The sequence below is a fragment of the Nocardia abscessus genome (genome assembly GCF_015477775.1).
Classification (GTDB): Bacteria; Actinomycetota; Actinomycetes; order Mycobacteriales; family Mycobacteriaceae; genus Nocardia; species Nocardia abscessus_A.
The window spans coordinates 296271-318223 of record NZ_JADLQO010000009.1 but is presented as its reverse complement, the minus strand read 5'-3'; the positions used below and the strand labels follow the sequence as shown (position 1 = coordinate 318223).

General features: G+C 64.7%; 18 protein-coding genes. 7 read left to right on the top strand and 11 right to left on the bottom strand.

The annotated features are described in order from the left end of the window. Positions 1-7: 7 nt before the first annotated feature. Positions 8-1012 carry a phytoene/squalene synthase family protein gene (locus IU450_RS23545; protein WP_195151904.1) on the bottom strand — a complete coding sequence of 335 codons (1005 nt, stop codon included), beginning with the start codon at positions 1010-1012 and terminating at the stop codon, positions 8-10. Between the two features lie 94 nt (positions 1013-1106). After that, complete coding sequence (locus IU450_RS23540) at positions 1107-2084, bottom strand: glycosyltransferase (protein ID WP_228834975.1); 978 nt, start codon at positions 2082-2084, stop codon at positions 1107-1109. 1756 nt (positions 2085-3840) lie between these two features. Here IU450_RS23540 and IU450_RS23535 point away from each other — a divergent pair. Beyond that, complete coding sequence (locus IU450_RS23535; RefSeq protein ID WP_228834974.1) at positions 3841-4806, top strand: glycosyl hydrolase family 18 protein; 966 nt, start codon at positions 3841-3843, stop codon at positions 4804-4806. Between the two features lie 311 nt (positions 4807-5117). Here IU450_RS23535 and IU450_RS23530 read toward each other — a convergent pair whose 3' ends face one another. Beyond that, a complete protein-coding gene (locus IU450_RS23530) occupies positions 5118-5531 on the bottom strand; it encodes an SHOCT domain-containing protein (protein ID WP_195151901.1) in 414 nt (137 codons plus the stop codon). Between the two features lie 318 nt (positions 5532-5849). Between IU450_RS23530 and IU450_RS23525 the strand changes: the two genes are divergently transcribed. From IU450_RS23525 to IU450_RS23505, 5 genes are all read left to right on the top strand, one after another. Further along, on the top strand, positions 5850-6068 hold the full coding sequence (locus IU450_RS23525) for a hypothetical protein (RefSeq protein ID WP_195151900.1): 219 nt from the start codon (positions 5850-5852) through the stop codon (positions 6066-6068). 93 nt (positions 6069-6161) lie between these two features. Beyond that, entirely contained in the window at positions 6162-6722 is a 561-nt protein-coding gene (locus IU450_RS23520; protein ID WP_195151899.1) for a hypothetical protein, read from the top strand. A gap of 17 nt (positions 6723-6739) precedes the next feature. Beyond that, a complete protein-coding gene (locus IU450_RS23515) occupies positions 6740-8074 on the top strand; it encodes a Dyp-type peroxidase (RefSeq protein WP_195151898.1) in 1335 nt (444 codons plus the stop codon). After that, a complete protein-coding gene (locus IU450_RS23510; RefSeq protein ID WP_195151897.1) occupies positions 8071-9090 on the top strand; it encodes a hypothetical protein in 1020 nt (339 codons plus the stop codon). The genes IU450_RS23515 and IU450_RS23510 overlap by 4 nt, the downstream gene beginning before the upstream one ends. 97 nt (positions 9091-9187) lie before the next feature. Then, positions 9188-10627, top strand: a complete 1440-nt coding sequence (locus tag IU450_RS23505) for a DUF2252 domain-containing protein (protein ID WP_195151896.1) — start codon at positions 9188-9190, stop codon at positions 10625-10627. Between the two features lie 21 nt (positions 10628-10648). On the opposite strand, the gene IU450_RS23500 is transcribed toward IU450_RS23505, so the two are convergent. The 4 genes from IU450_RS23500 to IU450_RS23485 all read right to left on the bottom strand — a co-directional run bounded on the left by IU450_RS23500 (position 10649) and on the right by IU450_RS23485 (position 16439). Next, entirely contained in the window at positions 10649-12364 is a 1716-nt protein-coding gene (locus tag IU450_RS23500; RefSeq protein WP_195151895.1) for an alpha/beta hydrolase, read from the bottom strand. A 138-nt stretch (positions 12365-12502) separates the two neighbouring features. Continuing rightward, positions 12503-13039, bottom strand: a complete 537-nt coding sequence (locus tag IU450_RS23495) for a hypothetical protein (RefSeq protein WP_195151894.1) — start codon at positions 13037-13039, stop codon at positions 12503-12505. A 132-nt stretch (positions 13040-13171) separates the two neighbouring features. Further along, the gene (locus tag IU450_RS23490) at positions 13172-14581 is read right to left on the bottom strand and encodes an MFS transporter (RefSeq protein ID WP_195151893.1); all 1410 of its coding nucleotides are present in this window, start codon (positions 14579-14581) and stop codon (positions 13172-13174) included. A gap of 13 nt (positions 14582-14594) precedes the next feature. Next, entirely contained in the window at positions 14595-16439 is a 1845-nt protein-coding gene (locus tag IU450_RS23485) for a glycoside hydrolase family 15 protein (protein ID WP_195151892.1), read from the bottom strand. Between the two features lie 813 nt (positions 16440-17252). Here IU450_RS23485 and IU450_RS23480 point away from each other — a divergent pair. Continuing rightward, positions 17253-17666, top strand: coding sequence for a DUF7144 family membrane protein (locus IU450_RS23480; protein ID WP_195151891.1), 414 nt, complete (start codon positions 17253-17255; stop codon positions 17664-17666). A gap of 117 nt (positions 17667-17783) precedes the next feature. Here the strand turns inward: IU450_RS23480 and IU450_RS23475 are convergent, their stop codons facing one another. The 4 genes from IU450_RS23475 to IU450_RS23460 all read right to left on the bottom strand — a co-directional run bounded on the left by IU450_RS23475 (position 17784) and on the right by IU450_RS23460 (position 21925). Then, positions 17784-18398, bottom strand: coding sequence for a hypothetical protein (locus IU450_RS23475; RefSeq protein WP_195151890.1), 615 nt, complete (start codon positions 18396-18398; stop codon positions 17784-17786). Between the two features lie 204 nt (positions 18399-18602). Next, positions 18603-19583, bottom strand: coding sequence for a helix-turn-helix domain-containing protein (locus IU450_RS23470; RefSeq protein WP_195151889.1), 981 nt, complete (start codon positions 19581-19583; stop codon positions 18603-18605). 185 nt (positions 19584-19768) lie between these two features. Further along, positions 19769-20629, bottom strand: a complete 861-nt coding sequence (locus IU450_RS23465) for a haloalkane dehalogenase (protein WP_195151888.1) — start codon at positions 20627-20629, stop codon at positions 19769-19771. Positions 20630-20680: 51 nt separating this feature from the next. Next, positions 20681-21925, bottom strand: coding sequence for a cytochrome P450 (locus IU450_RS23460; protein WP_195151887.1), 1245 nt, complete (start codon positions 21923-21925; stop codon positions 20681-20683). Positions 21926-21953 lie beyond the last annotated feature (28 nt).

Sequence of the window (21953 nt, the reverse complement as noted above, 5' to 3'; positions counted from 1 at the left end):
CAACACCTCACGTGTGTTCGCGCGAATCGGCGGAATCGAGCGGAAATGCGGAATCGCACGGCGTTGCGCGCGAAGTGTTCGGGCGTTCCGCTCTGGCTGGTCGGCGTACCCACCACGCTCGCAGTTGCCCTGCCGCGCCGAGCTGTAGTCGCCGACCGATCCCGACTCTGGCACGTCGGCCGAACACCTCGAAATCCGCGGCTTCGATGCGGTCGAGTATCTCCGCGTACAGCGTCGCTGCGGTCGTTACGCATGGCCGCGAGCGGGGCGCCAGCAATTCGATCCCACCGAGCGCGTAATCGTAGATCTGCCTGGTGATTGCGTGTTGTGTCGCCAACGCGCGACGCACCCGCGGCTCGACTCGGCGATTTCGGCGGCACCAGGACAGCAACTCCCGGTCCACACCGTGTGCGGCCAGCTCGTCCGCGGGCAGGTAGATGCGATTACGAGCCAGGTCCTCGTCGACATCGCGCAGGAAGTTGGTCAGCTGAAATGCCTTGCCTAGGGCCGCCGCGTACGGCGCGGCCGCCGCCGAGTCCGTGGTGCCGAGCACCGGCAGCAGCTGTAGCCCGATCACCTCCGCCGAACCGTAGACGTAGCGGTCCAACGCGGCGCGGTCCGGGTAGTCGGTGACAGAGAGATCCAGACGCATCGATTCCAGGAACGCGCCGAACAAATCGTTCGGTATCCGATAGGCCTCGGCGGTGTGCAGCACTGCGGCCAGGACCGGATCGCCACCGGTATTCCCCGCCTCGAACTGCCGCGCCAGTCTGTCCAATCGGGCAGCGCGTTCGGCCGTGGACGAATACGGGTCGAATTCGTCCAGGATGTCGTCGGCACGTCGCGCGAATCCGTACAGCGCGTGCACGGCGGGCCGTTGATCGGGTGCGAGCAACCGAGTGGCGAGAAAGAAGGTCTTCCCATGGCGGGCGTTGAGCTCGCGGCACATCCGATACGACTGCCGCAGTCCCTGTTCCCTTATACCGGCGGCGTCGAGCTCCGTGCGTATCATTTCCACCTCCTCTCAGCAGCGATGGCAGGCGTGCGCCGGGCCCTGCCTCCGGCGTCCGGTGGCCGCGGTGGGTCGAAAGATGCCGCGTCTCTCGTCATTCGCCGTTCCTTGCACTCGGATGCCGTGCCCGGAAGGCGGATGCGGCGCGCTGCGGGCCCGAGCCCACCTCGGCCAGTACCGCCGCGACTGCGTCGAAGGGTGACCGATCCGCCATCTCCGCAGCCAACCGGCCGGCCGCGACGCGGATGCTGCCGGAACTCAGTACCCTGTCGACCGCCGCCGCGACGGCAGCGGGCCGTGGCCATGCGGTGCCGAGATCGATGCCTGCTCCGGTGTATGCCACCCGGGCGGCGGTCTCCGGCTTGTCCGCAGTATCGCCCGCGACGATCAATGGCACCCCGTAGCTCAGTGCTTGGTTGACGCCGCCATAGCCACCATTGGTGATCATCACGTCCACGCGCGGCAGCAGCTGTGCGTAGGGGATGAAATCGGCGGCATACGCGTTCGCGGGCAGGGGCCCGATGGGTGTTTGCGAGCGACCGGTGCACGCGACGACCACTACATCGGAGCGTTGGCTCAGCGCGGACAAGGTCGGGCGGAGCAACTGATCGAAACACCGGTTGTCCCATGTGCCCTGTGTGACATGAACGATCCTTTTCGCGCCCCCGAGGGCGGGCCACCAACTCGGCAAGGCGATATCCGGGAGAGCGGGGATCGGAATCGGCCCGGTGAAGACCACCGACGTCGGCAGATCGCCTCGCGGGTATTCGAAACCGGGCACAGTGAACTGCAGGATTCGATCGGCGAGGACGGGCCAGTCCAGCAGGAAAACCGGCGCGGGCTCCAGGTCGAGCGCGCGCAGAATCGAGTTGAGCCCGGCCTGGTGACCACGAAACAACACCTGCTGCACAAACCGGTTCATCGTCGTGTAATCACGACCCGCGCGCGGCTGCCAGCCGGTCCCGAACGGCGGACAGTCCGCGCTGGACAGCATCAATGGAACGACGCCACAGACGATCACCGGCGGCCGTTTCCGCCGCGACAACAGCAGCGGAATGGCCCCGGTGAACATCACGTCGACGAGAACGGCATCGAATTCCGTTCGATCCAGCTCAGTGGCCAGTGCCCGGTACTGCGCCGGAATCGGGGCCAGAAAAGCAGACCGCAGTTCCGCCCGACCGGTTCGCCACCGCCTGAGTAAATCCGATACCCGACCTCGTGGCACCGGGGCACGCGCCACCTCGGCATCTCGGGGCAGCGCCGAGGATTCGATACCCTGCGCTCGAGTGGATGCGCAAAACCCTGTGCCAGCAACCAAGCGCACCTGATTCCCACGCCGCCGCAAGTCAGCCGCGACGGCCTGCATCGGCGCCACATGCCCAGGTATCGGACTCGCTGCCAACAGGTATCGAGCCATGCCGAAATTCCTTCGCTGATCGCATGACGCATCGCAATGGATTCGAGCGCGCCCGCCGTACCGAGGCGTCGGCTCGATAATCGCCGACTCCCGCACCGTGGGCTCACGGCGGAGCAGTTGAAGGGTCTAACGCGAGCACAAACCGATCGGCTGCACACACTTGGTATGCGATCCGTATTCATTGTCTCAAAAACCGGCAGGTCATCGGACCGAACGAGCAGAAGACACGCCGATCCGGGTCCGAGCGTCTCATTTGATGCAGACAGGCGTGGTCAACCGTGATCATGTTTCTCGACCGGCCACGCAGCGCTACGGGGCCGGTGTGAGGACATCTGCGGTCGCTAAGAGTGTCCGCAGGGCCGGTTCACCACCGCCTCCGAAGTCGGTGCATTCTTCGACTCCTCATGTCACCCCACAGTGCCCGACACTCCCCCATAACCTCTTCGTGGCGCCACGTGCGGCGGGAATGCGCACGCTGACATCTATCCGTCCCATAATCCGCCCCTCGCAGGCACGCGAAGTAGCGTGGCCGTTGCCGCATGGGCGATCGGGACTCCACGCGCGTCGCGTAGGGCGGAGCGGCCCCTGTTCCGGCTTCTCCGACAAGGCGGCCATCGAGTAGGACCCATATCGCAAGAATCCGGCCGAGATGATGCCTGGGCGATTGTGCACAGAAGGCCACCCGTCGCCGGTCAACCGGCGGCAGGCGGGCAGGTATGGAACTTGCCGTATCGAATCAGCCTATGATCGGCTCTTTTGTCCGAGTGGCGTGGGCGCTGTGCCGCCCCACTAGGCAAGGGCACCGTAGTTCTGGTCGATGAGGTCGGCCATGAGCTTGCTGGTAGGACGCGACAGGGTGATGATTCCACCGCTACTACGCCGCGCGAGCGCGCTCGCACGCCAAGGCGGGGCGCGCTCTCTTGCTCGAAGCGCGGGATTCGCACCTGTTGCGGGGCGTCTGGACGTCATCGATGTGGCGGCGCTCGAACCACTCGCGGCGGGCACGCCGGTGGTTGGAGGTCCGTCTGGACGTTATCGATGTGGGCGAGTTCCTCGTAGGCTCACTCACGCAAGTTTTCGGTGGTGTCTCGTGCCGTGCCGCCTGTAGCGGCGCGTGTAGCGGGCCAGGTTGTAGTCGACCTCCACCCACAGCAGGCGGAACAGCGATTTGGTGCCGAGACAGCCACGACTGCCCGAAGTCGTTGTGGTCCGGACTGCAAAGGTCGTGGCACGCGGGTTGGTAGTGTTGGGATCGGCCGAGGCGAGCGGCAGGCAAGAGAGGCGGCTCGCGTCACGGCTCTCAGCGCGGGAGGGACGAAAAGTGCGGGGCAGGTTGCTGAGTGTGGTGACTCGGTGGCGGGGTTGGTCGCGGTGGCGCCGCGCCGCGGTAGCCGTGGGGCTAGTGCTTGCGATGCTGCTGGTTCCGGTGGGAGCGGCCGCGGTCGCGCTGCGATTCGAGTTCGCCGGTGAACCCGGCGCGGACGCGCGCACCAGAGGGCGGGACGCGGTGTGGCTCGGCCACGCCTGGGTGGACGGCCGCAAGACCGACGCCGACGTGGCTGGACTGGTGACCACGTTGGCCGGCACCGGCATCAAGGACCTCTACGTGCACACCGGCCCGCTGGAACACGACGGCAGTCTGCGCGACGACTTACATCCGCGGGCACAGTGGTTCGTCGATGCGGTACATCGTGCACGGCCCGGGATACGGGTGCAGTCCTGGCTCGGAGACCTCGTCGCCCCCGAATTCGACGGTCTGCATCTGGACGAAGCCGCCGTCCGCGACCGGATCACCACCTCCGCCACCAGGGTTGTCGACCTCGGTTTCGACGGCGTCCACCTCGATCTGGAGCCGGTGCGGTCGGGTACGTCCGGATACCTGACGCTGCTGGACCAGGTACGCGCCGTCACCGCGAGCCGAGGCGCACCGCTGTCGGTGTCGGCTCCGCAGATCGACCCCCTGCCGGGGCTGCACTCGGTCGGAATCACCCTGTTCGATCACGGAAAGTGGTGGTCGCAAGAGTATTTCGCGGACGTGGCGCGCCGCGTAGATCAGGTAGCGCTGATGTCGTATGACACCTCCATGCCGTGGGGTTCCCTGTATGGCGGGTACGTCGCTCAGCAGACCGCACTCGCACTCGAGGTCACCCCGGCGAGTGTCGACCTGCTGATGGGGCTGCCCGCTTTCTGGGCCGACGATCCCGGGCATCACGGCGCGGCGGAAACCGTCGCCAACGCGGTGCGCGGAATCCGACTGGCATTGAGCCGAAAGGACCCCCGTCGACCGGCCTTCGGTGTAGCGCTGTACGTCGATTTCGCTGCGACACCGGCAGATTGGGCCACCTACCGCCGCGAGTGGTGCGCGCCTTCGCAGTAACACCGTGGACTCCGGCCGCGGCGACGGCCTCATCCGGCGAGCCCCCTGGCGCCTGCAATCCCCCGCCACTGCCTGACGCCGACACGACTGCGGCGACGCGCGAGGGAAGGGCACGTCGCAGACTCCAGGCTCCGCCTTCGAGTCTCCCCCGTCCGCTCGTGGTGGTTGCGGTTCGGCGCATGGGACGCGACCGGGGTGCCTCCGCATCGATGGCTTCCCAATCCGCGGATTCGGCGCGTGCTCCGGCCAGGCCGCCGCCACGGTGTCGGACTATCGACAACCGACACCGGACAGCAGGCAAGGCCGCAGCGTCACTGGCCGGTAGGCGCGTTGTGTGCAGAACCCGGATGCCCTAGTGCCTGAGCCTTCAGTTGCTCGAATTCCACGTCAGTGATGACACCGGAGTCGCGGAGGGCCTTGGCATCGGCGATGTTCTCGGCGGGCGACTTACCCGCGACCTGCTGTATGTAGTGATCGGTGGCCAGCTTCGCCTCGGCCTGCGCCCGCTGGCCGCGCAGCGCCATGCCCCGCCCACGGACGATCAGGTACACCAGCGCAGTCAGGTAGGGGAACACCACCAGGGCAATCACCCACACGGCTTTGGCGACGCCGGAGACGGCGTGGTCGCGGAACAAATCCACGAGAATCTGGAACAGCACGATCAGATACGCCACGAAGGCGAACACCAGGATCGTGTACCAGACGTAATCCCAAAACGAATCCATGTTGTGAACCTCCTCGGGCGATCTTTCCCGTGTCGTTGCCAACCGCGGAGTAAATCGGACCGCAGGTCGGCGCCTGGATCGAAAGCAGACTCTTGTTTTCTTTGTGAGGCGCCCACTTCTCGTCGCTCGATCGATTCATCGAGGTTCGGTGCGAAATGAGCACTGAGCGTCTTCGGCGCCAGACGGCAGACTCGACGTGAAAATACCGAGCATATAGTACATGAGCAGCAACCCACGCCGAGGAGTTCAACTGTTCGAGCGACGGACAGCACAGGCAAGAGCAGGATCGCGGAGCGGCTCGCCTGCTAAACTCACCGCGTGAGCACCGCCGCGAGGCGGACTGCGGTATCCGGGCTACGTCCGCGCAGCTATCGATACCACCCGTTGCGCCACTGCGCGAATCCCGTTCAAACCGCGTTGATTGCGATTCGAATGAAGAAGTCCGTAACTGCCGAAGCGAAGGGGCTGGCCGGCCAGCTGGCTGGGCGGCCCCGTGCCCGCGATGAGTTCATGCCGATCGCCGAGATCGGCTATTGATGATTCGGCGTCGTTCGTGACAGATCGGCCGCTATCGGGCCACTTCTTCGTGACCGTGCCACTGGAGCCACACCACTGGAGACGGAGGCGGACATGACCACAGGTGACGGCGATTGGTCCAAGCCGACGGCGATGACCATTCCGAAGGAAGGATATTTCGAGCTGGAGCAGGGTCGGTACGGACCGATATTCCCCCGCACACCGGCCAATTACGGCTTTTCGATCATCGCGAGGGTCAAACCCGGACGAGAGGCGGCGATCCGAGAGTACGGTAAACAGCTCGAGACCGCGGTCGAAGAGGACCCCACCGTGCTGGCGCCACTGCGGTTGCACTACTTGCGGTGGGTGCTGTTCGACATCGGTGACGGGCTGTGTTTCCAGTATCAAGGGATCTTCGACACCGACTTCGACAAGTACGTCGAGGACGCCATCGCCCTGTTCGTGTCGACAGGCATCACGACCGTCTTCGTCAACCTCGAAGGATTCCCCGAGGACTGGAAGACCGATACCGACGCGGTCGTCAAGTTCTTCCGTGAGCACCAATTCCCGAGCTTCCTGGAGTACGGCGAGTACCCATACGTGACCGCGGAAGAGATCAAGAAGGCACTGCGTTTGAAGGCGGCGTTCTCCGACATGCTCGACCAAATGCAGTAGTACCACGAGGTTCGTTGATGCTCGAAATCGACGATATCCAGCACATGGTGCTGACCCGCGTCCCCGCGCTGACCGGGCGCTACGAGTTCCTGTCGTTCGACAGTGGCGACGGTGGGCGGGCGTGGCTGTCGGCCATGGTCGACCGGGTCGCCTCGGCGGCTGACGCACAACGCCGCGTGAGCACCGACCGCAGCTGGGTGACACTCGCGTTCACCTGGACCGGGCTGCGCGCGCTCGGCGTGCCCGATCAGTCGTTGGCGACATTTCCCGAGGAGTTCCGGCAAGGCATGGCAGCACGGGCACACATCCTCGGTGACATCGGACTCGATCATCCCGACCACTGGGTCGGTGGATTGGCCCGCGACGGGCTGCACGCGATCGTCGTACTGTTCGCCCAGGACGATGCCGAACGCGATCGTCGCATCCGAGCGCACGACCAGCTGGTCGCCGGCTGCGCGGGAGTAACGGTGCTCTCCTCGCTGGACGTGGCGGCCGTTCCGCCTTTGGAGTACGCGCACGACCATTTCGGCTACCGCGACCGGTTGTCACAGCCGGTGATCGAAGGCTCCGGTGAACAGCCGACGCCGGGCACGGGCGCCCCCATCAAGGCTGGGGAGTTCATCCTGGGATATCCCGACGAGGACGGCCCTCCGGCCGGACTGCCGCAACCGGAGGTGTTGTCGCGCAACGGCAGCTACATGGCCTACCGGCGCCTGCAGGAACACGTCGGGCGGTTTCGCGATTTCCTGGCCGAGCACGCCGACACCGCTGAGGAGCAAGAGTTGCTGGCCGCGAAACTGATGGGTCGTTGGCGAAGCGGCGCTCCCCTGGTGCTCGCCCCCGACAGCGACGACCCCGAGCTCGGGGCTGATATGCAGCGCAACAATGATTTCAACTACAAAGAGATGGATCCCTACGGCTATGCGGCGCCTCTGGGTTCTCACATCCGCAGGCTGAATCCCCGCGACACCGCGGTGAACATGCAACACAGGCGCCTGATCCGCCGCGGCGCTACCTACGGACCGCACCTCCCGGAGGGCGTACCCGAAGACGGCGCCGAGCGTGGAATCGCGGCATTCGTGCTATGCGCAAGCCTGGTGCGTCAATTCGAGTTCGCCCAGAACGTGTGGATCAACGACAAGACCTTCCACGAACTCGGCAACGAGCGCGACCCGATCATCGGCAATCAAGACGGAACCCTGGAATACAAAATCCCCAAGCGCCCGATTCGCAGAACGATCAAGGGATTACCGGCGTTTACAACGCTCAGAGGTGGCGCGTACTTCTTCCTGCCCGGTCTCAGCGCCCTGCGTTACCTCTGCACTCTCACCGACAACGAGGTAGCACCATGAGCACGATCGCCCGGGCAGCACGCACCTACAACCAATCCCAGCTGCCGCGCACCTATGCTCCCGGCAGACGCCGATTGAGCATCTACTGGAGTTGGAGCTATCCCTGGGAAGCCCAGCGCGACCCCGCCGCGCTGGACAACCGCTTCTCCACCATGACCGAAGTGCGCCAGGCCACCTGGCCGGCCTACGAGACACCCGAATACGACACCGCCCACTTCCTGCAGGGAATCGCGGGAACGCTGGAGCTGTTCCACCGCTCCACCCTCACCTTCCAGCAGGTCGCCGCAGAAGCCACCGGCCATCCTGTCGCAGTCTTCCAGCGCATTGATCAAGCGGGGTTCGAACTACCCATCGACGAACGCATCCTCGCCGACACCGACACCCTCATGATCTTCGGCCTCGACCACGTACTCGGTCAGGCAGCAGCCGAGCCCGAGGAGATCGCAGCCATCGACGAGTGGCTACGCCGCGAAGACACCTGTCTGCTCCTGGCGCCACACCACGACGTCGGCTGCACCGACGACCTCCAGCAACGCCAAGTCGAATACGACCACCACGGCGACCCACTGGTGCCGCGCCAGCAACGCTTCAGCGCCTACACGCGCTCACTGATGAAAGCCCTCGACGTTCCGGTGCACAACATGTACGGACTCCGTCCCGCCGTCGTCGAAGACACGAAATCCATCGCGCCTTTGACCACATTCCGCGACCTCGACGCCCTGAATCTGCTCGAGAACGTCACCACGTTCAACTTCCACCCCCATCTCCCGCACTATCACCTCACCGCGCCCGCAAGCGAATCCGTGCGTCTGCTCGCCCGCCAACCCATCGACCTCGACCGACCCCATCCCTTCACCGCCGAGGGCGATACCGAATTCAACACCCTCATCTGGTTGCCGCCCACCGACCGACGCGCCGGCGACATCGTCATAGTCGATTCGACCAACTTCACCACCCTGTTCGGGGGAACCGAAAGCCTCGTCAACTTCTGGCGCAACCTCGCACTCATGAAGTGACACCGCATCAAACCTGCACCGCCCATATCCACCTGCCGCCGGACCGTCCGTGACGAGCTTCCTTATCAGAGCGCGACTAGCGATTGTGGGGCGAACCATGACCGAGCGAAACGATCCCGCCGTCGCGGAGCCCGACGAGCACACTGACGCGGCCGACCGATCGACCCGCGCCGACCGTGCCGAATACGGCAAGTCAGTATGGCGCCGGGCACCGTCCGGCGTGTTGGCCGAGTTCCGGCCCAGCGCTGATCGGGATCCGCTCGGGCTGCTCGAAGCCCAGGCCGCGACCCGAATTCCCGAGCTCGTTCCGGTGCGGTACGGGCGAATGAGCAGCGCGCCGTTCGCGTTCTACCGCGGCGCGGCGGTGGTCATGGCCGAGGATCTTTCGCACGCTCCGACCACCGGCTTGATCACTCAACTGTGCGGCGACGCCCATCTGAGCAACTTCGGACTCTTCGCGACACCGGAACGCAACCTTGCCTTCGACCTCAACGACTTCGATGAAACCTATCCCGGCCCGTTCGAATGGGACGTCAAACGACTTGTCGCGAGCCTCGCGGTCGCCGGACGCGACAACAACCACAGCGGCAAACAACGCGGGAAGTACATCCGTGCCTGCGCCGCCGAGTACCGCGACATCATGAATCAGCAGTCCGCACGCGGAGAGCTCGAGGTCTGGTACTCCCATATCGACGCCGTGACCCGTTTCGACGAACTGCGCGCAGTCCTCGATCCGCCGACCAGGAAACGGTTGAAGAAGACGATCGACAAGTCCTGGAGCCGAGACAGCGTCCAGGCGCTGTCGAAGCTGACCACCGTCGTGGACGGGCAACCGCGGATCACGAGCACGCCGCCACTGATCATCCCTATCGAGGAGATCTTCACCGGCGCCGACGCGGAGCAGTTGAACCGGACGCTGATCCAGCGGCTCGGTCAGTACCGCGACACCCTGCAGCCCAACCGGCGAGCCCTGTTCGACCGGTTCGAGTACGTTCAAGCGGCCCGAAAGGTCGTCGGTGTGGGCAGCGTCGGCACCCGGGCATGGATCATCCTCCTGCGCGGGCCGGGCAACGACCCACTGTTCCTACAAGTCAAAGAAGCTCAGCCGTCGGTCCTCGCGAAGCACCTCGACGGCCCGTCGTTCACCAACCAGGGCGAGCGTGTCGTGGCCGGGCAGCGGCTGATGCAAGCTGCCAGCGATATCTTCCTGGGCTGGCAGCAAGGCGCGGGCGAAGACGGAGTGATCCGGGACTTCTACGTCCGTCAACTGCGTGACGGCAAAGGATCCGCCGACATCCAGACCATGTCCCCTGAACTGATGACTCGCTACGGCCGCTTGTGCGCACGTGTCCTCGCCTACGCCCACGCACGCGCCGGTGACCGGTTTGCGATCACCGGTTACCTCGACGCGGACGACGACTTCGAGGTAGCCATGGCCGCATTCGCCGAGAGTTGCGCCGACCAGAACGCCCGCGATCATGCCGCGCTGCGCAAGGCGATCGATGACGGCACGGTCACCGCGTGGCGGGAGGTGTAATCGATCGGGGAAGCCTGCCGCTCAGCCGTCCCCACCGATTCCGGCGAGTGTGGCGCGCAGGCGGTCGTTGTCTGCCGGGGTCCAGCCTTCCGGCGGAAGAATCGCGCTCCACGCGTCGGCGATATCGACAACGTATGTGTGGCCGTGGCCGTCGGGCACGCTGGTCGACACCGCCATGTCGGCAGCTACTTGCAGAAACGTTACGAACGGGTACCAGCGCGTGCTGTCGAGGACGTCGTACCCACGCTCCTCGTCCAGCCAATCCGGCTCGTTCAGAACGAGTTTCGGAGACCACCAGACGATCGGGTCCGAGGCATGCTGCAGATAGACCATCCGGGGCCGCTCCCACGGTGCGTCGGGCCGCGGCAGGTCCTGCGGTGCCCGCGCCCCGAACCGCACCGTCTCTCCACGTTCATAGATCGGCAGCCACTCCGGTGAACCCGGATCGCGGTTCGCGGTAACGTCGGTCCATATCTCATTGGCATTCGGCGGTCCGGTGAACAGGACGCCGTCGGTGCGTAGCTCGACGTTCTCGACGTTGCCGAAAGCGCTCTCGCCTCCGTAGGAGCCGAGGCTTTCACCCATGACGACGAGCTTCGGACGAGTTTCCGACGGCAGCCGCTTCCATTTGTCGTACACAGCGTCGAATTGCGCCTCCCCAGCCTGGCGAGCACGCTCTCGGTCCACCAGGAACGACAGCCAGCTCGGCAGGTACGAGTACTGCAGCCCGACGATCGCGGTGTCGCCGTTGTACATGTATTCCAGCGCGGACGCGAGACTCTCGTTGATCCACCCGGTGCCCGTGGTGGTCGCCACGGCGACGACGGCACGGTCGAAACCGCCTGCGCGTTCGAGTTCGTCCGCTGCCAGCCGAGCGTTCTCCTGGATCGTCTGCCCACCGCTGGCGAGCCCGGCGTAGGCACGGATCGGCTCCAGCGCGGGCCGTCCCCCATGGAACGCGGACAGTTCCTCGACAGTGGAACCACGCGAGACGAACGCGCGGCCCTGCCTGCCCAGCGAGTCCCAGCTGACAAGTGAGCCAGGTCCGCCCGAACGCAGCGACGTGGTCGGCGGCTCGTCCCCGGCCTTGGTCTCCTGATTGAGAGCGGCGAAGGAATCGTTCAGCCCGGACATGATCACGCGCACCGCCGCCCCGTTGATCAACACGACGAGCAGCGCCACCACCACGACACCGATGACCGTCGCCGAGATCCGTCGCGGTACCACCCGGCTGACCTTGCGTTCGACCCACGACACTGCGCGAGACAGCATCCGGGTCAGTGCCACCAACCCGACGAAAAGCGCAATCGACACAATTACCACGACGAGATATCCCCACCAAGGGAACGGCGCGGCACTCATAAGCACCCGCAGGTCCGACTGCCAATCTCGGAACCACGCGAGCATCGCCAGACTTCCGAGAATTCCGATCGACAGAACTATCCAGCGCACGACTTTCTGCACACCGGGTGTCGCCTCCCGCTGCACGAGATGGCGAACCAACTTCGAGCCGAGGACGCCGATGCCGTAGCCGATCGCCGCCGAAATCCCGGTAACCAATCCTTGGAAAAATGGACCACGCGGCAGCAACGTCGGCGTCAGCGACAGCCACACGAAGATCACCGCGACCAGCAGCCCACCGAACGAATAGCGGTGAGGCCGCTCGCGATCATGCCCACGCCGGACGATAGGACCGGATCCACGACCGGGCGCACTGTCGGTCAGATTGGTTGGCACGCGGCAAGCGTAACCGTCACCGCACCGCGCACCGAGGAGGTTATGGCAACTATCGGGCAACTACGTGTTTCCCAACGCGCGTTGTCCCGTGCCGGAGCGCCACATCAACGGATCCTCGATCCCGCCGGGCTGCGTGCCTCAGTGGCCGAGCGCGATCTTCACGACCACAACGGTCGCGGCGATCACCGTCAACAGGACAGCACCGAACACCGACTCTCGCGTAGGACGCTGCCCATTGAGCCGGCCGATGACGAACACGATGCCCCCGATCCGGATCAGAACCGTCAGTTCCGCGACTACCTGCGCGGTTCTCGGCTCCAACCAGCCCAGCCATCCGATCGCGAGAATGGCGCATGGTAGTACCGCGGAACTGAGGATCGGGACCGAATTGCGCAGATCGCGGATTTTCTCGGCCCTCGTCAGTGCACTACGACGACGCACGCTGTGCCCGACCGCTTCGGCGAAGGCATGAGCGACGAACGTGGACAAGGCTGTTCCGAGGACCACCAGGATTCCTACGTGCTTGTCTCCCGTGACGACCGGCACCAGTGCCGCGAGAACCAGGACATTGCCGTAGATGTAGGCGCTGATGCGGCTGGCCGCATTGTCGCCATCCAACGGCGTGGTACGCGAGAACAATGGGCCGTGCAACAGGGCATGCGGATCGGTGTCCACGAGACCTCCTCTCCTTCGTCGAACCTCCGAGCCGCGCCGACCGCGTCCCGAAACCGGGCTCGGTCCTTTCCTCGATGGAACCTGTCGTGGGGCGTCTCGCTTGCCGCCGCAGCGCAGGACGGACCAGAGGTGTCATGGGCTCTGCACGCCGCCGTCATCCCGCACTTCGGGCGCTCGGGAGTCGTTCCGGGGCAGCGATACCGCAGCGAGCAACCCGATGATCCCGACGGCGGCCAGAGTGGTCAACGCGGCCGCGTAGGCGTGACTTGTCAGGCCCGCGACGAGGATGGTCCCCGCGACAGCCGTGCCGAGTGCGGAGCCGAGGTTCGACACGCTGCGCGACAACCCGGAGATCTCACCCTGTTGCTCCTCGTCGAAGCTGGACTGCACGATCGTGACCGAGGGGGTCAGCATCACGCCCAGCCCCACCCCGATCAGCAGCAGTCCCGGGGCGAAAGCCCACGGGTTGAGGGAGCGGCCCGCCAAAGCGAGTAGCGCGGCGATACCAACGACCGTCACGAGAAACCCGGCGACGATGAGAGTGCGCTGGGCTCGCCGCCGCGCCAGCCGTGCGGCGGCGAGCGACGACACCAGCAGCCCTACCGTGGCGGCGGTGAAGATCACGCCGGTCTGAACAGCGTCATATCCCCGGACGACTTGCAGGTACGCGGCGACCACGAACGAGGTCCCCATCAGCATCAGCCATTGAATGTTCTGGGTGATCAGGCCGAGGTTGGAAGTGCGGTTGCGGAACAGGCTGGTCGAGATCAAAGGCTCGTGCCCGGCCCGCTCTTTCGCGCGAATCGACAGGAAGAACCACATCAGGAATACCGCTCCAGCCGCGAGCAGCCCGAACATCAGCCGGATGTCGTTGTCGGCGGCCAGAATCCCCATCACCAGCAAGACCAGCCCGATCGCAGACAACGCCGTGCCGGAGATGTCCAACGACTTGGCCGGGTCCGGGGGCAACGGGTCGGTGATGCGGCGACCGAGCACCACGATCAACCCGACCACCAACGCTTGGAACGCGAAGGCCGCGCGCCAACTGAGTCCCGAGGTGATGAGCCCGCCGAGAAGGGGGCCCGCCGCGGCGCCGATCCCGCCCATCGCCATGATCGCGCCGAATGCTCGCGCGCGGGACGGCGCTTCGGTGAACAGCAAGGTCGTCATGATGTAGACGGGCGGTATCAGCATCGCGGTGCCGACACCCTCGAGAATCGAGTTGCCCAGGATGAGCACGCCCAGCCCAGGTGCGAGGGCGCTGAGCACCGCGCCTACGCCGTACACGATCAGGCCCGCCATGAAACAGCGTTTACGGCCGTACCGGTCGGTGATCTTGCCGCCCGGAATCATCAACGCCGCCATCACCAACAGGAAGATCGTGATCACGGTCTGCACACCCTGCACGGTGGTGTTCAGATCAGCGCTGATGTCGTTGATCATCACGTTCATATTCGAACCGGCGAAGCTGCAGATGAACTGCGCGAGCGCCAGCGGAACAAGCGCTCCGCGGGGCGGGCTGGACACACCGGTACCGGCCATCCGGCGGCTCGGCCTATCCGGACATCGCCGCCGGCCGAGCCTCGGCGCGGTCGAGTTGTTCGTCCAGAGCCATGGCGGCCGCGACCAGGGCCAGGTGCGTGAACGCCTGCGGGAAATTGCCCAACTGCTCACCGGAAGGGCCGATCTCTTCGGCGAAGAGACCGACGTGATTGGCGTAGGTGAGCATCTTGTCGAAGGCGTACCGGGCCTGGGTCAGCCGTCCCGCACGAGCAAGCGCCTCCACATACAGGAAGCTGCACAGGTTGAAGGTTCCTTCTACGCCGCGCAGACCATCCGGGGACGCTTCGGGGTCGTAGCGGTAGACCAGGCTGTCGCTGACCAGTTCGTCGTCCATGGCATCAAGGGTGCTCAGCCATGCCGGATCCTTGGGCGACAGAAAACCCATTCTCGGCATGAGCAACAGCGACGCATCCAGCACATCGGTCGCATAATGCTGCACGAATGCCTGTCGCTTCGAGCTCCATCCGCGTTCGACGATCTGGGCGAACACCTCGTCACGCGCCTGCGTCCAGCGGGCGATATTCGCCGGACGTGAGAAGTCGGTGGCCAGCCGGACACCGCGATCGAACGCGACCCACGTCATCAGACGGCTGTAGGTGAACTCCTGCTGCCCACCGCGCGTCTCCCAGATTCCCTCATCGGGCCGGTCCCAGTGCTCGGCCAGCCAGTCGGTGAGGTTCGCGAACGACCTCCACCCCCAAATGCCACCGATGTCCGGCGACTGAGCCAGGGCGTCGGCGGCCTCGCCATAGATATCGAGCTGAACCTGATCCGCCGCCGCATTGCCGACCCGTACCGGCGCCGAACCCCGATAGCCCTCCAAGTGGTCGAGTACCTCCTCGTCCAGCCGCGGGTCGCCATCGATCCGGTACATGATCTGCAACGGCTCCCCCGAGGCAGTGTCGCCGGCATCGAGACGGTCGCGCAGCCAGCGCCGGAAGGCGTACGCCTCTTCGGTGAAGCCCAAATCGATCAGCGCGCGCACCGACAGAGAAGCATCCCGAATCCAGGTATAGCGGTAGTCCCAGTTGCGCTCGCCGCCCACCTGTTCAGGCAGGCCCATGGTCGCTGCGGCGATCGGCGCCCCACTCGGTGCGTAGGTCAGCAGTTTCAATGTGATGGCCGAACGATTCACCATGTCCCGCCACCGGCCGCGATACTTGGACGAACGCAACCAGGACTGCCAGAAGCTGCGGCACCGCTCCAAGTCGGCCACCGTATCGTCCCACCCCGGATGCGCAGGCGCCGAGCCCTCGCTCGCCATGCTGGTCAACGCCACTACCGCGGTTTGGCCTTCGGAGAGGGTGAACCGTGCGGTGATGTCACCGTCCTCGGACTCCAGCGTCATCGGATCGGTCACCTGCAGGTGCAGGTCCGTTCCCGGACCGTGGAAGACCGCTGCTCGGTCGTCGCGCATTTCCAGTTGGTGCGAGGCACGACCGTAGTCGAACCGCGGCCTGCAGGTGAGTGTGAACGGCAGAGTACCTCGCACCACCCGGACCACTCGCACCAGCCGGTGCCGATCGGTGGCCACCGGATCCTGGATCGGGTCCATGAAGTCTCCGACCTCACCGACCCCGTCCGGCGCCATGAACCTGGTGACGAGAATGGCTGTGTCGGGCATATACAGCTGCCGAACCGCCGCGTTCTCCACCGCGGAATCAATGGCCAATCGGCAGAAACCACCGCGCTCGCTGTCCAACAGCGACGCGAAAACGCTCGGCGAATCGAATCTCGGAGTACACCACCAGTCGATCGTGCCCGCCGAGGACACCAAAGCCGCAGTCTGCAGATCACCGACAATGCCGTGCTCAGCGATCGATGGGTATGCGTTCACAAGCACTCCTCGACTCATAAGAATTAGACACAGTGCATAATCAACAGTCGCTTTGTCCGAACCGCGCACACGCCGTCCGGAAGCACCCTCCTTCAGTGTGCGCTCCCGCCGCGTAGAACGGGAGAGTCTGACAAAAACGACCAGCTGGATGAAGTGCTTTCGCCACCCTCTCCGACACGTTTGTAGGACACCTGAAGCGACAATGATCAGCGCTCCGATCCGGACGTCCCGCCTAGGTGTCGAGTGCGACTGATCGGCACAGCTGTCCGCAAGATTGCGCTGGTGGCACGCCTGCTGAACCGGCTTCGGCACCGACTGACAAGTGAAACCAGACATCCTCATGACACTTAAGAAGCGAAGCGGGAGGTGTTATCGTGGTCTAGATCACACACAATGTGGTGTGTGGTCCCAGATCCTGAACGTTGCCCCGCCCGCGTTGCCGGTGGGATTCCCCGAAGTGCAATTCGAGCCAGATAAGCGAAGAAGCGAGAAGGAGTCGCGAGGCCCAGGGAGTCGTCCTCGACATTCACGGCTCGGACAGTCAACCAGGCTGTTCGAGGATTTGATTTCGCGCGCATTGGCTTACGTGGTCCACGAGTTCGGGAAATACCTCTCCGTTCACCCTATGCGTACGTTTCATGGGACCACGCAAACGCGGCACCGTCCGGTGACGGATCCGGCAACCATACTCTTGGAAAAACGAGCCCCGGATCGGCTCACCCGGAACCAGCCGACTCACCCCGATCAACCGCGCGGCGGCGACGGGTGCTGAGCGAAATCCGATTACACGACCACCCAGCAGAGGTGTGACCCATGGCCAGGACAACCGAACCCGACCAGTCCCCGACCAGACAGGCCGTCGCGGCCGGCACGTCGATCGGCGCGGCGGTCCTCCTGATGATCACCGGCGTCGCCTCGATTCTTCAAGGAATCTCCGCGATAGCCAAAGACGAAATCTACGTAGCAGGACCCGAGTACACCTACCAGTTCAACACGACCGGGTGGGGATGGATCCATCTCGTCCTCGGCATCCTGTTGGTGATCTCCGCACTCGGACTGATGACCGGAGCGGCGTGGGCCAGGGTGATAGCCGTGATACTCGCCGGTCTGTCCATCCTCGGCAACTTCCTGTGGCTCCCCTATTACCCGGGGTGGTCGATCCTTGTGATCGCACTCGATGTCGTAGTCATCTGGGCCGTCACCACTTGGCACCCGGACCGCGCCTGACGTGCGGACACGCCGGAAGCCACGGACACGCGGCTTCCGGCGTCTCAGCACATCCCGCCCCCGCAATCGACCGGGGGCCGTGCTTGCCCGGGACGGCCCCGAACGGACGGTGGAACCTCAGAACTTCACCTGGTCGATGAGTGCCCTGGTGACCTGCTCGAGGGTGGCTTCGCGCACTTCGGGAGCCTCCGAGGAGACCAGTATCGTGGCATCTCCGTAGTCGATGGCGAGCCCGCCCACCGCGACCGCGCCACCGACAACCTCGACCTCGCCGGCACCGGGCGGTGCGGACAAAAAGCGGTCGAGTTCGTCGCGGGTCAGGTGGGCCTCCCTGCTGACTCGCGCGGCCAACAGGTTGACCGACCGTCCTGCATGAGTCGCGATCACTTGGACTCGCAGCGGGTGCTGTCCGAGCCGGTACTCGCATTCGATGGACGCCCCTGCGGCGGCATCGACCGGGCGCTGCCCGCTCCGCTGTGCGGCCACCGGATCCTCTGCCGGAGTCTCGCTCGCCGAGACCTGCGTCCGCGCCGAATCGAACCGGGCCTCGCCGCCGACCTTCGCCGCGCTCAGTGCCGCGGGCACATCGAGCTGGATCGGGCAGGACGAGGGTGAGGCGTCGGCAGCGGCGGTGCGCACCGCGCGCATCGAGATCACCTTCTCTTTGTCCGGTGAGCATCCGGCAATGCCGACAACCACGAGGGCTGCGACGATCAGTCCGCGAACGATCATGGCGCCAGGCTACCGTCGCGCGCTGTCCGGCGGCACAGCATGAATGCCACCCCGCAAGGGCGGCACCGCGGCAGCCTGGCGGGACATCCAGCACCTGAACCGGCGCAGAGGTGGAGCCATGGCATCGAAAAGCCAATGCTCGCAACGCCGAGCGCGCATCGACGGCCAGTCGCCGCGCGACAGCGAAACCGAATCCCCTACGGGCTATCCTTTGGCGCCTATACCGAACAACTCTTCGCGCAGCTGGGCCGGGGTTTGCCCGAACTGCCGTTGGAATGCCTCTCGGAATCTGCGTGTCGTAGTGAAGCCGACCTCGGAGGCGATCCTGTCCATGTCGATGGGCAGTGGAGTGGACAATCGCTGACGTGCGAGGTCGAGGCGGATCTTGCGCAGCATCGCGCCCGGTGTGAGGCCTTCGGTCGCCTTCAACACGGTGTGCAGCGTCTTCAGGGACATCCCGCACATCTCGGCGATGGCTTCCGGCGTCACGGTGGGGTCGCTCGCCTTCTGTTCTATCAAGATACGTGCGCGTTGAGCGTCCTTCGCGCGTTCGATATCCTTCTCGGTTCCGCGCAGCGTGACGGCTCGATTCGGGGTGAGTCCCCCCTCGAGCAGCGTCAGCGCACTGGAGAATGTGTAGGCGAAATCTGCTGTGGTCCACTGTTCTTCGCTGTCGGCGAGCTGACGGACCACTCTGTCCAGCGCGCGCACGACGGGCCGCGTCTCATCCAGCGCGAGCGGGGTGTCTTCGGGGTGGACGAGGCGGATGGATTTTTCGGGCACGGTCATGATCAACGCCCGAATTGTCTCGTCGTGTGTCATGTACATGGGGCTGCCCCAGTGGAAAAGGCAGACTTTGCCCGGGCGGAATATCTCCATGGAATCACCCTGTGCGAATTTAAAACTCCCTTCCAGCGGGATGAGGAGCCGGTAGCCGTAGTCGCCGTCGCCACGCACATCCCGTTGAGAGCGCTGGTAGTCGAGGGCGCCGGACTCGAATCCGACGATCTGGAATTCGCCGACGCTCTGGCCGAGCGCTGATGCGCTGAAGTCGTCGTCGTGGAAGGCGAGGCCGACCGTCCCTTGCCAAGTATGGAGCCAGTCGTGCCAGCGCGCGGTCCGGTCGGCCTTCGACTCGTCTTCGCGCATGTCGAAAGGAACTTGCCGGTACTCCGGATCGGTCATGCGGAAACACTGTCGCACACCGCCGCAAGCTACAAGACCGGCCCCAAACCTACAAGATCGTCTAGGTGCCGAGTCACACTGGACATGCTGTCACCCGATCGGGAGGGCATGTCCCCGACTCTCGGTCACGTCGATCCAAGGCGTGTCGAGCTTCACCGCCTCAGTGTGGGGTTCCTCGATCGTCCTTATGGGAATCGCTTCGCGATCGCCTCCGTAATCGCGTCCGGTGCGTGTTCCTGAATGAAGTGCCGCGCGTGTGGCAGCTCCACTATGTCCAGATCGGTGAAGGCGGCACGCATTCGCGGGAAGCAGGCGTTCGGGCGGAACACCATGTCTCGCATGCCCCACACCAACAGGGTCGGCTTGTCGCCGAGCAGGGCGGGCACATCTCGGGCAAGTTGGTCCAGCAGCGGCCGCGCGGCACGAATTTCTCTGGGCATCACGGCGAGTCCGCGCCGGGCCTCCGCGGTGGGCTGTACCGCGCGGTAGTGGTCGGCCTCGGTAGCGGTCAGCTTGCGCCCGAGTTCTGCGAGCAGGACACGCTCGACGAGGAAGTTCTGTTCGACTATCCGCCGCTGCATCGGACGGCTGCTCATGATCACGCTGAAAGCCCGATTCGCCCTCGCTTCGATCGGCCAGAACATCGTGTTGCCCAGCACGATCCCGCTCACCCGGTCCGCGCGCGAGGTGGCCGCGCCCAGACCGATGGGTCCACCCCAATCGTGTCCCATCAGAACGAAGCCGTCGAGCTGCAGGTGATCGATCAGCTCACCGAGGACTGCGGTGTGCTCGGCGATGGTGTAGCCGAAACCCGCCGGACGTTCGGATAATCCGAACCCTAGGTAGTCGACGGCGATACACCGGTACCGGTCGCGCAGGTCCTTCACGATGTGGCGGTAGAGGAAACTCCACGCCGGAGCGCCGTGACAGAACAGTATCGTCGGTCCGGTCCCCTCATCGATGTAGTGAACCCGGCCGACGGTCGAGTCGAACCAACGCGACTCGAAAGGGTACAAACTCGCGTTGGGAACGAAATCGATCAGCATTGGCCCCCTCCGATGCCAGACTACATGTGGTGCCCCCGAGCGCGCGGCAGCCTACGGATTGCCGCCCGAACGGATCGGCGGGCTCTTGGGGAATATGACCGGGAGCGAGGACAACGCCTGGTGGAACGGCCCCCGTCGCCAGTGCAACTGGGACGCCGGCACTGCCAACTTGATCTCGGGTAGGGCATCCAGCAGCTGGTCGATCGCGTCCTGCACGATCAGCTCCGCGGCTGAGCGTGCGGGGCAGGCGTGCGGACCCGTACTGAACGCCAGATGCGACCGCTTGTCGGTGACATCGCCGGTCCGGATGGCCGGGTCGTTGTTGCAGGCGGCCATGCTGATCAGTACCGGCTGATGGGCCGGCAACCAGGAACCGTTGAGGAAAACCGGCTGCCGCGGATAACTGATGTAGTAGTTCGACATCGGCGGATCGTTGAACAACACCTCGTCCAGCGCATCCCGGGTCGACCTACTCCGGCCGAGCACCTCTCCGGCGAACCGCTCGTCGGTCAACAGCAGAAGCATGGTGTTCGCGATCAGGTTCAGCGGCGGTTCGATTCCGGCGGCGTACAGCATCGACAGCTGGTGCAGCATCTCGTCGTCGTCCAGCCCTACCGGATGCTCGATCAGCCAGCTGGTGACATCCGCGCCCGGATGGATGCGTTTGAACCGAGTCAGTTCCACCAACGCCTCGGACAGCATCTGATTGCCGCGGTCGGCGTCGACGGTGTCGAAAATCGCCGCCATCCCGATTGCCGCGCGTTGGCTTATCACCGAAGGGCTGCCGAGCAGCGCATTGAGTGTCCCGAAGACGACGGGCAGCGCGTACTGGCTTACCACATCGCAGTGTCCGTCCTCGCGAAACGAGTTGATCTGCCGGATGGCGATCTGCTCGATGATGGTGTGCAGCCGGTGCAGATCGACCTTGCCGAGCGCACTCGCTGCCGCCGACCGGTGCCGCGTATGGTCTTCGCCTGCGCTGCGAAGTGGGTTGAGCCGCCACGCCATCATGGATCGGATCGGACAGTTGGCGGCAATCTCGCCTTCCCGGACGCGCGGATCAGGGGGGAAACGCTCCGGGTCGTGGAGGATTTGCAGTGCTGCGTGATATCCGATCACCAGCGTGGCCGGAACACCTGGCGCCAGTTCTACTGGGGCCAGGGAGCCGAAACGCCGCCGCATCTCCCGGTAGAACTTGTGCGGATCGGCCACGAATTCTTCACAGTAGAGACGCACTCGCGGACCATCGAAGTCGCTGGGCGACGCTGTCGGAAAGGTCTCGGTGTCGGAAATCATCACTGGTTCCTATGGGGTTATCGAGGTT

Coding starts and splice junctions, on each gene's coding strand:
- IU450_RS23545 (WP_195151904.1), bottom strand. CDS start 1,012: ATGATACGCACGGAGCTCGACGCCGCCGGTATAAGGGAACAGGGACTG.
- IU450_RS23540 (WP_228834975.1), bottom strand. CDS start 2,084: ATGTTCACCGGGGCCATTCCGCTGCTGTTGTCGCGGCGGAAACGGCCG.
- IU450_RS23535 (WP_228834974.1), top strand. CDS start 3,841: ATGCTGCTGGTTCCGGTGGGAGCGGCCGCGGTCGCGCTGCGATTCGAG.
- IU450_RS23530 (WP_195151901.1), bottom strand. CDS start 5,531: ATGGATTCGTTTTGGGATTACGTCTGGTACACGATCCTGGTGTTCGCC.
- IU450_RS23520 (WP_195151899.1), top strand. CDS start 6,162: ATGACCACAGGTGACGGCGATTGGTCCAAGCCGACGGCGATGACCATT.
- IU450_RS23515 (WP_195151898.1), top strand. CDS start 6,740: ATGCTCGAAATCGACGATATCCAGCACATGGTGCTGACCCGCGTCCCC.
- IU450_RS23510 (WP_195151897.1), top strand. CDS start 8,071: ATGAGCACGATCGCCCGGGCAGCACGCACCTACAACCAATCCCAGCTG.
- IU450_RS23505 (WP_195151896.1), top strand. CDS start 9,188: ATGACCGAGCGAAACGATCCCGCCGTCGCGGAGCCCGACGAGCACACT.
- IU450_RS23490 (WP_195151893.1), bottom strand. CDS start 14,581: ATGGCCGGTACCGGTGTGTCCAGCCCGCCCCGCGGAGCGCTTGTTCCG.
- IU450_RS23480 (WP_195151891.1), top strand. CDS start 17,253: ATGGCCAGGACAACCGAACCCGACCAGTCCCCGACCAGACAGGCCGTC.
- IU450_RS23475 (WP_195151890.1), bottom strand. CDS start 18,398: ATGATCGTTCGCGGACTGATCGTCGCAGCCCTCGTGGTTGTCGGCATT.
- IU450_RS23470 (WP_195151889.1), bottom strand. CDS start 19,583: ATGACCGATCCGGAGTACCGGCAAGTTCCTTTCGACATGCGCGAAGAC.
- IU450_RS23465 (WP_195151888.1), bottom strand. CDS start 20,629: ATGCTGATCGATTTCGTTCCCAACGCGAGTTTGTACCCTTTCGAGTCG.
- IU450_RS23460 (WP_195151887.1), bottom strand. CDS start 21,925: ATGATTTCCGACACCGAGACCTTTCCGACAGCGTCGCCCAGCGACTTC.